We start from the raw sequence: 14,730 nt of genomic DNA on the forward strand, positions 1-14,730 counted from the left end.
GTCAGGCCGGGATCACCATGGGCGTGCCGGTGACGGGATCGGGATGGACCTGCGCCTGAAGCCCGAAGGCGGCGCGCAGATTCGCCTCGGTGACCACCCGATCCGGCGCGCCGCTGGCGACCAGCCCCTGTGGTCCCAGAAGCACCAGCCGGTCCGAGAAACGGGCGGCCAGGTTCAGGTCGTGCAGGACGCTGATCACCGTCAGCCCGGTCTCGCGGTTGCGGCGGCGCAGCAGCCGCAGCACGTCCAGTTGATGAACCAGGTCCAGGAAGCTGGTGGGTTCGTCCAGCAGCAGCCAGGGCGTCGCCTGGGCCAGGACCAGCGCGATCCAGGCGCGCTGCTGCTGACCCCCGGAAAGCTGGTTCAGCGGCCTCTCGGCCAGATCCTGCATCTGCACGGCGGCCAGGGCTTCGGCGCAGGCCGCCTGATCCTCGGGGCGCCAGGGGGCCAGAAAGCCGCGCCAGGGCGTGCGGCCCCGGCGGACCAGATCGGCCACCGTCACCCCCTCGGGGGCAAGGGGCGATTGCGGCAGGATGGCGATGCGGCGGGCCAGGGCGCGGGTGTTCTGGGCACGCAGGTCCTGGCCCTCGAACGTCACGCGCCCGGATTGCGGCGCCGCCAGCCGGCCAAGCGCGCGCAACAGCGTGGACTTGCCGCAGCCGTTCGGCCCAAGGATGGTCGTGACCTGACCCGCCGGAAACTCCAGGCTGAAATCGCGAAGCACCTGGCGACCGCCATAGCCCAGCGTCAGGCTTTCGGCGCTAAGGCTCATAGCCCACCCCTTTCCATCTCGCGCGAAAGACGCCACAGCAGGTAGGGCGCCCCAAGGATGCCGGTCATGATCCCGGCGGGAAGTTCGATCGCGGGCACGGCGCTACGCCCCACGACATCGGCCAGAAGCAGGATCAGCGCCCCCGCCCCCATGGCCGAGAGAAGCCGCCCCGAGACCGAGCGTGCGCCGGTCAGACGCGACCCCAGCGGCCCGGCCATCAGCGCGACGAAGGCGACCGGCCCCACGACCGACACCCCCGTCGCGGCCAGCGCCACCCCGGTCAGCGCCAGGGCGGCGCGGCTGCGCTCGACCCGCAGGCCCAGGGCAGCGGCCAGATCCTCGCCCAGTTCCAGGACGGCCAGCCGGCCCGAAAGCCCAAGCGCCAGCAGCGCCAGGGCCAGGCCCAGCCCCCAGACCTGCGCCACCTGCGGCCAGCTTGCCCCCGAAAGGTTGCCGATCAGCCATCGCTGCGCCTCGGCGGCGGTGCTTTGCGGCAGGCGGGTCATGGCGAATTGCCCCGCCGAAGTCGCCATGACGCCCACCCCCAGGCCCACGAGGATCAGCACCAGGGGCGGCGTGGCCCGGCCGGGACTGTAGGCCAGAAGCGCCACCAGCGCCCCGGCGCCCAGCCCCCCGGCGGCGGCGGCCAGCGGCATCGGCACCCCGATCCCCAGCGCGGTCGCCATGACCACGGCCAGCGCCGCGCCCGGATTGAAGCCCAGCAGGTCGGGCGAGGCCAGGGGGTTGCGCAGCAGCGTCTGAAACAGTGCCCCGGACAGGCCCAGGCAGGCCCCCGCCCCCAGCGCGACCAGCACGCGCGGCGCGCGGAAGCTGCCCAGGATCAGCGCGCCGCGCCCCTCGCCGCCCAAGGTGTCGCGGATAAGATCGACCGGACTGATCCAGCTTTGCCCGGCGGAAAGGCCCAGAAGGCTTGCCAGCACCAGAAGCGCCAGCAGGATGATCGCGCCTCGGGTCATGTCTCTGCCCCCGGACGCATGCGGCGGGCGATGGCGATGAAGATCGGCGCGCCCAGAAGCGCGATCATCACCCCCACGCGCACCTCGGAGGGCGGAAAGATCACCCGCCCCAGGGTATCGGCCAGCAGCAGGAAGCCCGCCCCCAGCGCGGCCGAGACGCAGATCTCGGCCCGCAGGCGGTGGCCCACCAGCAGACGCGCCATGGGCGGCGCCATCAGGCCCAGAAACACCACCGGCCCCGCGACCGAGACCGCCGCCCCCGCCGCCAGCGTGACAACCAGAAGTGCCCCCGCCTGGCTGCGCCCCGGATGCGCGCCCAGCCCCCGCGACAGCGAGACGCCCAGCGACAGCGCCTCAAGCCGGGGGGCCAACGCCAGGGCCAGCAGCCCGGCGGCCAGCGTGACCAGACCCAGTTCCAGCAGCGGCCGGCTTTCCGCCAGGTTCAGCGTGCCCGCGATCCAGAAGCGCATCGTGTTCAGCGATTGCTGGGACAAAAGCACCATGCCCGTCACCAGCGACAGAAACAGCGCGTTCAGCGCGGTCCCCGCCAGCGTCAGGCGGATCGGGCCGGTATCGCCGCGCAGCCCGCCCCCCAGCGCGAAGACCGCCGCCGAGGCAAGCGCCGCGCCGGGAAAGGTCAGCAGCACGGCGCCGCCCCCGTCAATGCCGCCCAGAAGAAGCGACCCCAGCAGCAGCCCCAAGGCTGCGCCCGCGTTGACGCCCATGATCCCCGGATCGGCCAGGGGATTGCGCGTCACAGATTGCATCACCGTCCCCGCCAGCCCCAGGGCGGCGCCCGCGACCAGCCCGCCCAGCATCCGGGGCAGGCGGATCTGCGCCACCGTCACATGCGCGGGGTTGGTCGGATCGTAATGCGCCATCATCGCCCAGAACTCGGCCAGCGGGATGGACCGCAGCCCGACCCCCAGGGACAGCGCCATCGCGGCCAGCAAAAAGGCCGAAACGCCCATCGCGACCCTCATGGCACCAGCCCCGCTTCCCTGGCCGAGGGCACGACCGTCGCCGGATCGCCGTCCAGCGCCAAGGTGAGTTCCGGCTCAAGCCGCTCCAGCGCGAAGGGCAGGGAAAGCACGCTGCTGAAGGACATGGCCCCGGCCAGAAGCTGGTCGCAAAACACCTCTCGTCCCTCGCGAAGCGCGCGCAGGGTCTGGCGCATCGGCAGGCGGATGATGTCGGGCGCGAATTCGATCGAGGAAATCCAGACCAGCAGGTCGGCGTCGATGGGGGACAGATCCTCGGGCGAGAAGGTGGTGTAGAAACCGTCGACATAGCTGCGGGTTTCGATATCCGGGGGCGGCACGAAGCCGAGCGAGGCGAGGAAGCGCGCACGCGCGTCCTCATGGGTGAAGGCGCCGGTCTCTCCGCCCCCCTGCCAGGCGGCCACGGCGGTCTTGCCCGCCCAGTCGGGATGGCGCGCGCGGGCGGCGGCGAACCTGCCCTCGACCCCCGCGATCAGTGCCTCGGCCTGAGCATCAAGGCCGGTGGCGCGGCCGATGGTGCGGGCCTCGACCTGCCAGGGGCTGCCATACATCGAATAGCGCGCGTCCTGCATGACGACGGGCGCGATCTGGGACAGAAGCACATATTCCTCACGCGAGATGCCCGAGCCCGCGCCCAGGATCAGGTCGGGCATCAGCCCGGCGACGATCTCCATCGAGACCTCGCCCATGATCACCACGGGCCGGGCGCCGCCGCTGTAAGGCTCGGCCCAGGGCCAGATCCCCGAAGGGTAAGGCCCCCACCACCAGCGCAGCGCCAGGGGCGCGATCCCCAGGGCGAAAAGCATGTCATGCGTGTTCCCGCCCAGCGAAACGATACGCCGGGCGGGACGAGGCAGCACCGTCCGGCCGTAAGCATGGTCAAAGACCAGAGGCTCGGCGGCCGGCAGGGCGGGCGCGGCAAGCAGACTTGCCGCCGCGCCCAGCATCACCTGGCGCCGGCCGGGGCGAAGCCCGGTCGTCACCACTTGTATTTCAACGTCGCGCTGACCTCGCGCCCCTCGCCCAGCCAGGCGTCGTTGCCATAGATGGTGGTCGCATATTCCTTGTCGAACAGGTTCGAGACGTTCAGCGCCAGATCCACGTTACGGGCCACGCCATAGCTGACGGCGGCGTCGAACACCGTGCGGCCGCCGACGCGGACCGTATTCGCGTCATCGGCATAGACGTTGCCGACATAGCGCAGGCCACCGCTTAGCGTCAGGTCGCCGCGACCGCCCGCGCCGGGGATGGTGTAGTCCAGCCAGAGCGAGGCCATGTGCTTGGGCACGTTCGAAGGACGGTTGCCGGCATTGCCCTGGATGCCGTCCTCGCGGATTTCGGCATCCCAATAGGAATAGCTGGCGATCAGGTTCAGCCGGTCGGCGATCTGGCCCTTGCCCTCAAGCTCAAGGCCGCGCACGCCGATCTTGCCGATCTGGTGATATTCCGTCGGGCTGGTCTGCACATCCACATTGGTCTGCGTCAGGTCGAACACCGCCGCCGTCACCAGGGCATTCATGCCTTCGGGACGATATTTGACGCCAAGCTCGTATTGCTTGCCTTTTTTCTCGTCCTCGGACAGATCCCAGACGTTCGGCTCGAAGGATTCCGAGTAATTGCCATAGAAGGACAGATTCTCGCTGGCCTTGTAGGTCAGCCCGGCGCGGCCGGTCAGGCCGATGAAGGTGCGCGCCTCGCTGGAACCGTAGGTGGCATAGCGGTAATCGGCCGAATCATAGTCGATGGCCACGCGGGCATGGTCGTAGCGCCCGCCCAGGGTCAGGATCCAGCGGTCGTCGAAGGTCAGTTCCTCTTGCAGATACAGCGACTTGCGGGTCTCTTCCGGGTGCCAGCTGATATAATCGCCAAGCGTGATGCAATCGAGCCCGCAATAGCTGATGTCGGTGATGTCCAGCGCCCCGGCCGTGCCGTATTGCGCCACCTCGTTGACCTTGATGCGGCCATATTCCATGCCAACCAGCGTCCGGCTGTCCCAGTCGCCGAAGCTGGCGTCATATTGCAACTGCGTGTCGACCACGAACTGGGTCATGTCGCTGTCCACCTGGAAGGACGAGCGGTCCGCCGTCGCATCGGTCGTGGCGCCATAGACCTGCTGATAGGTCAGGTCCAGCTTGCTGTAGCGGGCATTCTGGTGAAAGCTCAACCCGTTGCCCAGATCGCGGCTGTATTGCCAGCCGATGCTGCGCTGGGTGGTGTCGAAGCGGTTGAAATCCGGCTCGCCGAAGAAATCCTCGACATCGACGGAAACCCCCACCGGATAGCCATTGCCGGGCACGCCCTTGCGCTGGTTGTAATCGGCCAGGATCGTCAGAGAGCTAAGGTCATCCGGCGCCCAGGTGACGGCGAAGGCCAGATAGCGGCGGTCGTCGCGGGAATAGTCATAGTCGTATTCGCCGTCCTGCCATTTCGCGGTGACGCGATAGCTGAGGCTGCCGTCGGCATTGGCGCCGCCGAAATCGGCGCCAAGCTCGACATGGTCCTGGCCCAGCGTGGTATAGGTTTCGGCGAAGCTGCCGCCGGTCGGCTTTTTCGTGACGTTGTTGACCAGCCCGCCCGGCCCGCTAAGGCCATAAAGCGCCGAGTTCGAACCCTTCAGCACCTCGACGCGGGACAGCCCGTAAGGCTCGACCCGGCCGAAGGTCCAGCCGAAACCACGCTCGGGCAGGCCGTCGCGATAAGTCCCGGTCTCAAGCGTCGAGAAGCCCCGGACGCGGACGAAATCATAGCGGTCGTCGCTGCCCCATTCGTTCGTCACCACGCCCGCGCTGTAGCTGAGCACCTGTTCCAGGTTCTGGGGCTTGCGGCGATCGATCTCGGCCTCGGTCACGACCGAGACGGAGGCGGCGCTGTCCAGCACGTCCTGGGTCAATTTCGAGCCGGCGCTGCTTTCGCGGGCAACGATGGTCTGATCGTCCTCGGTGGTGCTGCCGCGAACCACGACCGTATCAAGCTGCACCGTCGATTCCTGGGCCAGGACCGGCGCGGTCGAGCAGGCCAGCGCCATAAGCGCCAGGCGGACGCGTTTCGGGGCGCGCGGGCGCGATGGGGGACAAGGGAGGGGAGCCGTCATGATGAACCGCCGATAAGCTGTTGAGACTGAGGGGAAAGCTGGCTATCGACTAGGAATCGCTGGCTGATCGGGTTGCATTAGCGCCTTCCCGCCGATTGCGATAGCGGGCATGCGGAATTTTCGCGGCGAGTGTCGGCCGGGACACCAGGCACGGCCCGTCGCTGGATCGCCCCATCCACGAAAACGATCTCGCGGACGGGACAAGGGGTCTATTCGGCCAGGATGCCGGCCAGCCTTTGCAGGTCCAGCCGCAGCACGGTGTCCAGGCCATCCCGGCGGTAAAGCGGATGATGATCCGCCATGGGCGCCTTGATGCTGACGAACAGGGCCGTGCCATCCTCGGACAGGGCCAGACTGTTGGGATGGACGGGCAGCGACAGATCCGCAAGGCGGGTGTAGTCGCTGTCCTTCAGCAGGACGACGCCGCCGGTTCCATCCGGCTTTTCCCGGCTTGCGCCGCGATAGGTGACGATGATCTGGCCGGTCCCCGGGGCATGGATCACGTCCAGCGCCCCCAGCCCCACCGGCACCTTCGCCAGGACCGCGCCGTTCGCGGTGTCGAAGACATAGACCTGGCCGCTATTGGCATCGACCGCGAACAGCCGCTTGCCCGTATCGTCCAGCGCCGCGTTGACGAAGAAATGCCGCGAGGCGTCCTGTCCCTCGGCCTTGGTGTCGCCGGTCGAGAAGCTGGCCAGCCGCGCGCCCGTCGCGGCGTCCAGAACCAGCACCTCGTTCATGCCGCCATTGGTGGCATAGACCCGCCCGGCCCTGGCATCCAGCGCCAGACCCGCCGTCCAAAGGCCCGCATTGTCGATGCGCTGGACGGCGTTGCCCTGGACGGGATCGACGATCCAGACGGTCCCGGCATCCGAGGGGCCGGTGACATAGACCCGGCCGCTATCGGGATCGACCTCGATCATGCGGGTATGTTCGAAGCCTTCGCCATCGGGCTTTCCAAGCTGGATCGTGCCAAGCGGCAGGCCGCTGGACATGTCCAGCACGCTGAGCGAGCCATCCATCGTATTGCCAACGTAAAGCCGGCCGCGCTTGGCGTCGGTCGCCAGCGCGAAGGCGCGGCGCGGCAATTCGATGCGGCGCAGCGGGCGCAGGTCGGTCGCGTCCAGCAGATCGACATAGCCGGGCCTGCCCTCCTCGAACGCGGGGGTCGAGGCGACGAAGACCGCCCCCTGCCCCGGCGCGGCGGCGATTTCGTAGATGCCCCGCAACAGATCCTGGCGCAGCGCGGCCGGCGCGATCCGGGCGGCCGTGGCCGCCGGATCCGCCGCCTGGGCCTGGGCCTGCGCCTGGGCGGGAAGCTCCAGGGCCAGGCTCATCGCCGTCAGCAGGCCAAGACGAGAGATGCGCTTCATGCTGTTTCGGCCTCCTTAGAACTTGGTGCGCAGGACCAGTTCGGCGCTGCGCCCGTCGCCATAGACCACGGTGTCGTAAAAGCCGGTCGTGGCGTAGTATTTCTTGTCCAGGATATTGTTCACCGACAGCGTCAGCTTGGTCTTGTCGTCGATGTCATAGGACGCGTTCAGGTCAAAGACCGCATAGCTGCCCTGATGGACGTTGACGTTCACGTCCGAATCGAAATCCATGCTGTCGGTGTCGCTCTGCCAGCGCATCGCGCCGCCGATCTTCACCTTGTCCTGGAACGCGGCCAGCCGGTAGTCGGTCGCCAGTTTCAACGTGTGCTTGGGCTGGTCGGCGTAAAGCTTGTTGCCGTCCGCGTCCTTCGAGGTGCGGAAGGTATAGCCTGCCGAGACGTTCCAGCGGTCGTTGACCGCGCCCGCCACCTCGACCTCGAAACCGCGGGTCTTGGTGCCCTCGATGCTTTGATAGACGCTGCGGTTTTCGTCGGGAAGCCAGTAGAGATAGTCCGCCACGTCCTTCTGGTCGGTCTGGAAGATCGCGGCCGAGGCGAACAGCGCCCCGTTCATCAGGTCGGCCTTGACGCCCAGTTCGTAGTTCCAGCCATAGGTCGGCGGCAGATACTGGCGGTCGGCGTCCTGCACCAGTTGCGGCTTGTAGATGCTGGTGACGCTGCCATAGGCGGTATAGGTCGGATTGATGTCATAGGTGAAGCCGATATAGGGCGTCACCTCGCCCGAGAACTTGTAAGAGGAACTGACGGTGGTGCCGTCGCCCTCTTCGCCGTCCCACCAGTTGACCCGCGCGCCAGCGATGACCGCCAGTTGGTCGGTCAGGCTGAAATGGCCGGTGCCGTAGATACCATACTGCCGGGTCGCGCTGGCCGAGGTATAGGTCGCCGTGTCCGACAGCACGGGGCGGGGATAGTTGCCGTTCAGCTGGTTGATATTGACCGTGAACGTTTCCCCAGAGCCATAGCCGTAATAGGTGCCCTCGCCCTTGGAGGCCATGGCGCCGAATACGAACTGGTGGTCGCGGCCGAAAAGCTGAAGGTCGCCGTTCAACTGCGCGGTCAGGTTGGTCTGCTTGTAGCCACCGTCATAGCGGGTGCCATAGCCCTGCAACCCATCGCCGGTTTCCCGGTCGGGCGTGCCGTAGATCCAGGAAAGCATGGCATCCATGTCGTTCTTGACATGGGTCAGCACGACGCGGCCGGTCCAGCCGTTGCTGAAGATATGCTCAAGCGAGGCGAAGACCTCGGTTCGCTCGGTATCCACATAGGTCCAGTCCGGCGCCAGCGACGAGCCCCAGGGCCAGTCGATCAGCCCGCCATCTGCATAGAACGGCGGCAGCCCGCCCCAGGTCACGCTGTCGCCTTCGGTCTTCTGATAGCTCAGGCCGGTGCTGAGGGTCGTGCTTTCGTCGATATCGACATCCAGCGCGCCGAACAGGACGTATTTGTCCTTGTGATAACGGTCGAGCGAGCCGTCGCGGCCGTCCACCACGCTGACCAGCCGGCCGCGCACGCTGCCGCTGGCGTTCAGCGGCCCGGACACGTCGGATTCGACACGCGCCCCCTTGGGATAGGCCAGCGCGACGGCGGCTTCGTTCTGGAACTCGGCGGTCGGGCGCTTGCGGATGAAGTTGATCGAGGCGCCCGGCTCGCCGGCGCCCTGCATCAGGCCGTTGGCGCCGCGCACGATTTCAACGTGGTCGTAAAGCGCCATATCGGCGTTGTTGTCGCCGAACTGCCAGACACCGTCGCGCGGGACCGGCACGCCGTCATATTGATAGGCGTCAATGGGGAAGCCCCGCGAATAATAGTTGATGCGGTCGCTTTCGAATGCCTGGACGGTGATGCCGGTCGCGGCCTCCATCGTCTCGGCGACGGTGGTGATGTTGCGGTCCTTCATCTGCGCGTCGGTGATGGCGCTGGTGGATTGCGGGGTTTCCTTCTGGCTCAGCACCAGCCCGGTGGCCGAACGCATCCATTCGGTGGTCCAGCTTTCGGTGCCCTCGGTCTGGGTTCCGGGGGCGGCGGTCAGCACCACCTCGTCCAGGACGACGCCGGTTGCGGGGGCCGCATCCTGAGTGGCCTCCTGGGCCTGGGCCGCAAGCGGCATGCCCAACGGAGCCAGCACGCAAAGCGCGGTGCTGAGCAAGATTCTGTATCTAAGAGCGTGGTCGCGGGCCATTCTTCTGCACCTAAAATCAAGGAGAGGAAAAAGCTGGCGATGGCTGGCGCATGGCGCGCAGAATGCCTTCCCGGCATCGCGGCAGGCAAGTCGAACCGAACAGTTCGGTTCAGTAATGGGTTCGAAATGTCACACTCTCGTGACTTGCGGGGGATCTTCTGGAAAACGAATACAACTTTGAAGAAACTCAGCGCCGCAAGCGCAGCCCGACCAGCCCGTTCAGCAGCGCCCAGGGCCACGAACATCAGCCGCCAGATCAGCTCGCCGAGACGCCGCCCCGGAAGTTGCGGACATCATGGCGCGACCTCGTGGTGCCGGTGGCCACGATGCCGGGGCGGGCCCGGCGCCGTCCGGCGTGACGCGGGCAAGGGGTCCGTCATGCGCATGCTTTCGGTCTTCGGCTGGCGGAAGGGGACAATCCGCCTTTGACAGATTATGCATTGCCATGCCTGCCGCAATGGAAAGGAATTTTATTGTAAGGCATTGTTTCCTTTCCAAGAGCAGCAACCTTCGGTTACAAATTTCCGCCTGCGGGAAACGCTTGGTGATCCCGGAGACCAAGACGCGAAACAATCATGCCCTATCTGACACGGCAGGAAGGCCCCACCCGCCGCGCGGACCCGGCCCATGCAAGGAAGGCCCATGCGAACTCGGCTGATATTTGTATTTCTTGTCATTCTGTCCTTGGCGGTCTTGGGTTGGTTCTGGCTTGTGGCTGGGCGGGGTTTGGCGGGATTCGGCGGATCTGCGGAGCCGTCCTATCTAAGTGCGCAGGTGACGCGCGGCTCGGTCGAGGTTTCGGTGATGGCCGAGGGCAAGCTGAAGCCCATGAACCTGGTCGCGGTGGGGGCGCAGGTCTCGGGACGGATCACCCGGCTCGCGGTCCGGCTGGGCGAGCGCGTGGAAGAAGGCCAACTGATCGCCGAAATCGATTCGGTCACACAGCGCAACGCGCTGCGCACGGCCGAGGCGACGCTGGCCAATCTGCGCGCGCAGCGGACCGAGCAGATGGCCGTGCTGACGCTGGCCGGGAAAACCCTGGCGCGCCAGCAGCAGTTGATGCGCGGCAACGCCGCCACGCGCAGCGACCTCGACAGCGCCGAAGAGGCCGTCCAGGTCGCCAAGGCCCAGGTCGCGGCGCTGGACGCGCAACTGGACGCGGCCCAGGTCGCCATCGAGACGGCCGATGCCAACCTGGCCTATACCCGCATCACCGCACCCAGCGCCGGTTCGGTGCTGGCCGTGGTCAACCGGGCCGGCCAGACGGTGAACGCGGTGCAATCCTCGCCCACCATCGTGGTCCTGGGCCAATTGGACCGGATGGAGGTCCATGCCAAGATCTCGGAAGCCGACATCGCCAAGGTCTCGGCCGGCCAGAAAGTGCGCTTCCAACTTCTCGGCGACAGCGGGCACAACTATGAGGGAGTTCTTGAAACGATAGCACCTGCGCCGCGTGAGATCGTCGAGGACAGCGCCATCGACCCCGACAGCACCTCGGACAGCGACACCGACGCGGTCTATTATACCGGCATTATTCCGGTCCCGAATGCCGATGGCCATCTGCGCAGCTACATGACGGCGCAGGTCTCGATCATCCAGGACCAGGCCAGCGACGTGCTGACCGTTCCCGCCATGGCGCTTGGCGAGCGCGGCGCGGATGGGCGCTACAAGGTCCGCGTCCTGACCGGCGCGGGCGTCGAGACCCGCGATGTCCAGATTGGATTGAACGACAAGGTATTGGCCGAGGTTGTTTCCGGGCTGAGCGAGGGTGATCGGGTCGTGACGGGTGCTTCGGCTTCGGTTTCCGGGAGTAATTCCGGGAGTAGTTCGAAGAGCGGTTCTGGTGGGATGGGGGGCATGATGGGGCCTCCTCCGATGGGAGGCTGAGATGGAGCCTTTCATCCGCCTGTCGGGGATATGCCGGCGCTATCCTTCGGGCGAGGGCGTTCTGGAGGTGCTCAAGGATATAGACCTGACCATCGGTCAGGGCGAATTCGTCGCGATCATGGGGGCCTCGGGCTCGGGCAAGTCGACGCTGATGAACATCCTGGGCTGCCTGGACACGCCCTCTGCCGGCAGCTACCGGCTGGACGGCCACGAGGTGGCGCGGATGGATGCGGGCCAGCGCGCGGCACTGCGGCGCGAGTTTCTGGGCTTCATCTTCCAGCGCTATCACCTGCTGCCCGAGATGACGGCGCTGGGGAATGTCGAGATGCCGGCGATCTATCGCGGCCTGCCCGCCCGCCAGCGCCGCGCCAAGGCGGCGGCCCTGCTTGGGCGGCTAGGCATGGGCGCGCGGCTGGAGCACCGCCCCGGCCAGCTTTCGGGCGGCCAGCAGCAGCGGGTCTCGATCGCGCGGGCGCTGATGAACGACGCCCGCGTGATCCTGGCCGACGAGCCGACCGGGGCGCTGGACCGGGCCAGCGGTGCCGAGGTGCTGGCGATCCTGGATGAGCTGAACCGCGAAGGGCGCACGGTCATCCTGGTGACCCATGACCCGAAGGTCGCGGCCCGCGCGCGCCGGGTAATCGAGCTGGCCGACGGCCGCATCGTCTCCGACAGCGGTGCGCCGCCGCCGCGCGCGGCTGCGCATACGCCCCCCGGCCGCGAGGCGCGCGGCATCAGCCGTTGGGCCGAGGCGCTGCGCATGGCGGCTCTGGCGATCCGTGCGCATAAGCTTCGCAGCTTCCTGACCATGCTTGGGATCATCATCGGCATCGCCTCGGTGGTGTCGGTGGTGGCGCTTGGCAACGGCTCGCGCCAGCAGGTGCTGCGCAACATCTCGGGGCTGGGGACGAACACCTTGCAGATCTTTCCGGGCGAAAGCTTTGGCGACATGCGTTCGGGCCGCGTCACGACGCTGGTGTTGCAGGACGGGGTGCAGCTTGCGCGCCAGCCCTATGTCGCCTCTGTCAGCCCCACGGTCAGCAGCAGCGCCACCCTGCGCCATGGCGCGACCGCGGCCACCGCCCAGATCAGCGGCGTGGGCGAGCAATATTTCGACGTGGCGGGCATCACCCTGACGGCGGGGCGGGCCTTCGACGCGGATGCGGTGGCGCGCCTTGGCCAGGATGTGGTGATCGACGAAAACACCCGCGCGGCGCTTTTCGCGGATCGCGATCCGCTGGGCCAGGTCTTCATGGCGGGCCAGGTGCCCCTGCGCGTGATCGGCGTGGCGAAGGCGCGCCAGCGCGGGCCGGGCGGCAGCACCAGCCTGACCGTCTATGTGCCCTATACCACGGTGCAGGCGCGCTATCTGGGCAGCACCTCGGTCAGCGGCCTGACGCTGCGCGTGGCCGACGATGCCGATATGACCCTGGCCCAGCGGCTGGCCACCGAGTTTCTGACCCAGCGCCATGGCGGCAAGGATTTCTTCATCGTCAACGACGACGAGATCCGCCAGACCATCATCAGCACCACCCAGACCATGACGCTGCTGATCGCGGCGGTGGCGGTGATCTCGCTTCTGGTCGGGGGCATCGGGGTGATGAACATCATGCTGGTTTCGGTAACCGAGCGCATCGGCGAGATCGGCGTGCGGCTGGCCGTGGGCGCGCGCCGCTCGGACATCCGCGCGCAATTCCTGATCGAGGCGGTGCTGGTCTGTGCCATCGGCGGCGCGGCGGGCGTGCTTTGCGCCCTGGGCTTCGGCCTGGCCTTCGAGTGGATCGGCAGCAGCTTCGCGCTGGTTTATTCGCCGCTGTCCATCGCGGCGGCGCTGGCCAGTTCCTGCGGCATCGGCCTGGCTTTTGGCTACATGCCTGCCGCCAATGCCGCGCGCCTGGACCCGGTCGCTGCCCTGACCAGGGACTGAGGCGCGGGCAACGCCAATTCCCGAATGAACTGAAAGGAAGTCATCGTGAAAGCCATTCCCGCAATTGTTCCCGCATCTGCCGTCCTGCTTGTGCTGGCCGCCTGCGGCGGGCCGGATGAGCCGACGGGCCGCATCTACCGCTACCCCGAGGGCACCGCCCCAGCGACCGCGCCCGTCCCCGCGACCGTCCCCTCGGGGCTGAGCGGCGGCGGCCGGGGCGTGATCGTCGATTACCACAATCACGCATTGCCCGAACCCGAGGACGGCCAGCATTGGGAGCTGCGGCCCGGCGCCTTCCTGCTGGTGGATGCGGCGGGGCGCGTGCTTTCGAGCGTTCCGGCGCTTTACACCGGGCGATAAAGGAAAAAGGCGGCGGCCGGATGTCCCGGCCGCCGCCTTTTACCCATCATCCTTCGCCCATCATCCCAAGGCGTCACTTCCAGGCGTCATCCCAAGGCGCTCAGCGCAGGATGTCCGAGGCCAGGCCCAGGACCTGAAGCACCTTCTTGCTTCCGGCATCGACCAGGACCACGCGATCCTCCACCACGCGATAGGCGCGGCCGGTCGCGGGCTTGGCCAGCTTGCGCGCCTCGACGACATTCAGCGCCCGGCCGCCGCTCGGGACCTCGCCGACCTTCGGCCCCTTGCCGGACCTGTTCGCCGCGGCGGAGGATTGTTTCGCTGCGGCGGCGGGCTGTTTCACCGCGGCGGAGGCCGCCGATTGTTTCGTCGCGGCCGAGGTCGCGGGTTTCTTCACCGCGGCGGAAGCCGCCGATTGTTTCGCGGCGGCGGTCGCGGGCTTTTTCGCCGCTTCGGCCTTGACCGCGCAGCGTTGCTCGGTCTGGCCGCAACGCGTGGCGGTTTCCGCCAGGGCGGGCGTCATGGTCAGGTTCAGCAGGGCCAGGCCCACCAGGATCATCGTCTTCTTCATGGCTTTTCCTTTCAGCGTTGCGCCTGGAGCGGACCCAGGATCGACAGGATGCGCTTCGTCTTCTTGTCCACCAGCACGAGCTGGTCGCGGATCACGCGATATTCCTGGCCGCGCGGCGCGGGCGCGTAGCGGCTGTTGCCGGCGCGCTTGAAGACACGGCCGTCGCGGCCGCTCTCGCCCAGGCGCGGGGCCTTGCGGCCATCGGGCGAAGGCTTGCCTTTCGCCTCCCGCGTCTCGCCCGGACGGTGATCCCGCGCCTGGGGCGGTGGCTTGCGCCCGTCGCGCCGGGCTTCCCCGGGGGGCGGCTCATGCCCATCGCGGCGGGCTTCCCCGGGGGGTGGCTCATGCCCGTCGCGGCGGGCTTCCCGGGGCGGAGGCTCGCGGCGTTCGCCCTTGGGCCGCTCGCCCTTCTTGCCGGCCTCATTGGCCGGGCGCGGCGGGCATTTGCGGTCGTTCTGCCGGCATTCCGGCGGCGGGGCGTCCGGCCGGGTTTCCGCCATGGCCATCTGGCCGCCACCGATTGCCGTCACCGCAAGCGCGGTCATCATGAGAAGGCGACGCATTGCATCCAT

The 14,730-nt window shown here is 67.4% G+C and carries 12 protein-coding genes; 3 read left to right on the forward strand and 9 right to left on the reverse strand.

The genetic code is table 11. The annotated features are described in order from the left end of the window. Window position 1: 1 nt before the first annotated feature. The 7 genes from QM682_RS04205 to QM682_RS04235 form a co-directional block, all read right to left on the reverse strand. Entirely contained in the window at window positions 2-772 is a 771-nt protein-coding gene (locus QM682_RS04205; RefSeq protein WP_415127419.1) for an ABC transporter ATP-binding protein, read from the reverse strand. Next, on the reverse strand, window positions 769-1,749 hold the full coding sequence (locus QM682_RS04210) for a FecCD family ABC transporter permease (protein WP_415127421.1): 981 nt from the start codon (window positions 1,747-1,749) through the stop codon (window positions 769-771). Before QM682_RS04210 ends, QM682_RS04205 begins: the two co-directional genes overlap by 4 nt. After that, window positions 1,746-2,732 carry a FecCD family ABC transporter permease gene (locus QM682_RS04215; RefSeq protein WP_415127423.1) on the reverse strand — a complete coding sequence of 329 codons (987 nt, stop codon included), beginning with the start codon at window positions 2,730-2,732 and terminating at the stop codon, window positions 1,746-1,748. The genes QM682_RS04210 and QM682_RS04215 overlap by 4 nt, the downstream gene beginning before the upstream one ends. Next, the gene (locus QM682_RS04220; protein WP_415127425.1) at window positions 2,729-3,733 is read right to left on the reverse strand and encodes an ABC transporter substrate-binding protein; all 1,005 of its coding nucleotides are present in this window, start codon (window positions 3,731-3,733) and stop codon (window positions 2,729-2,731) included. The genes QM682_RS04215 and QM682_RS04220 overlap by 4 nt, the downstream gene beginning before the upstream one ends. After that, a complete protein-coding gene (locus QM682_RS04225; protein ID WP_415127427.1) occupies window positions 3,730-5,841 on the reverse strand; it encodes a TonB-dependent siderophore receptor in 2,112 nt (703 codons plus the stop codon). Before QM682_RS04225 ends, QM682_RS04220 begins: the two co-directional genes overlap by 4 nt. A gap of 209 nt (window positions 5,842-6,050) precedes the next feature. After that, on the reverse strand, window positions 6,051-7,214 hold the full coding sequence (locus QM682_RS04230; protein ID WP_415127429.1) for a YncE family protein: 1,164 nt from the start codon (window positions 7,212-7,214) through the stop codon (window positions 6,051-6,053). A 15-nt stretch (window positions 7,215-7,229) separates the two neighbouring features. After that, window positions 7,230-9,380, reverse strand: a complete 2,151-nt coding sequence (locus QM682_RS04235; RefSeq protein WP_415127431.1) for a TonB-dependent siderophore receptor — start codon at window positions 9,378-9,380, stop codon at window positions 7,230-7,232. A gap of 807 nt (window positions 9,381-10,187) precedes the next feature. Here QM682_RS04235 and QM682_RS04240 point away from each other — a divergent pair. Genes QM682_RS04240 through QM682_RS04250 form a run of 3 tightly spaced genes read left to right on the forward strand, consistent with a single transcriptional unit; the run spans window position 10,188 to window position 13,587 of the window. Then, the gene (locus tag QM682_RS04240) at window positions 10,188-11,300 is read left to right on the forward strand and encodes an efflux RND transporter periplasmic adaptor subunit (protein ID WP_415127433.1); all 1,113 of its coding nucleotides are present in this window, start codon (window positions 10,188-10,190) and stop codon (window positions 11,298-11,300) included. A gap of 1 nt (window position 11,301) precedes the next feature. Next, window positions 11,302-13,227: a MacB family efflux pump subunit gene (locus QM682_RS04245; RefSeq protein WP_415127435.1), complete on the forward strand. Its 1,926-nt coding sequence runs from the start codon at window positions 11,302-11,304 to the stop codon at window positions 13,225-13,227. A 45-nt stretch (window positions 13,228-13,272) separates the two neighbouring features. Continuing rightward, window positions 13,273-13,587 carry an RcnB family protein gene (locus tag QM682_RS04250; protein ID WP_415127437.1) on the forward strand — a complete coding sequence of 105 codons (315 nt, stop codon included), beginning with the start codon at window positions 13,273-13,275 and terminating at the stop codon, window positions 13,585-13,587. 100 nt (window positions 13,588-13,687) lie between these two features. Here the strand turns inward: QM682_RS04250 and QM682_RS04255 are convergent, their stop codons facing one another. Then, window positions 13,688-14,158, reverse strand: a complete 471-nt coding sequence (locus tag QM682_RS04255) for a hypothetical protein (RefSeq protein WP_415127439.1) — start codon at window positions 14,156-14,158, stop codon at window positions 13,688-13,690. Window positions 14,159-14,169: 11 nt separating this feature from the next. Next, a complete protein-coding gene (locus QM682_RS04260) occupies window positions 14,170-14,721 on the reverse strand; it encodes a hypothetical protein (protein WP_415127441.1) in 552 nt (183 codons plus the stop codon). Between the last annotated feature and the right edge of the window lie 9 nt (window positions 14,722-14,730).

This window comes from Paracoccus sp. (in: a-proteobacteria), assembly GCF_047605025.1.
In the GTDB taxonomy this organism is placed as follows: Bacteria; Pseudomonadota; Alphaproteobacteria; order Rhodobacterales; family Rhodobacteraceae; genus Paracoccus.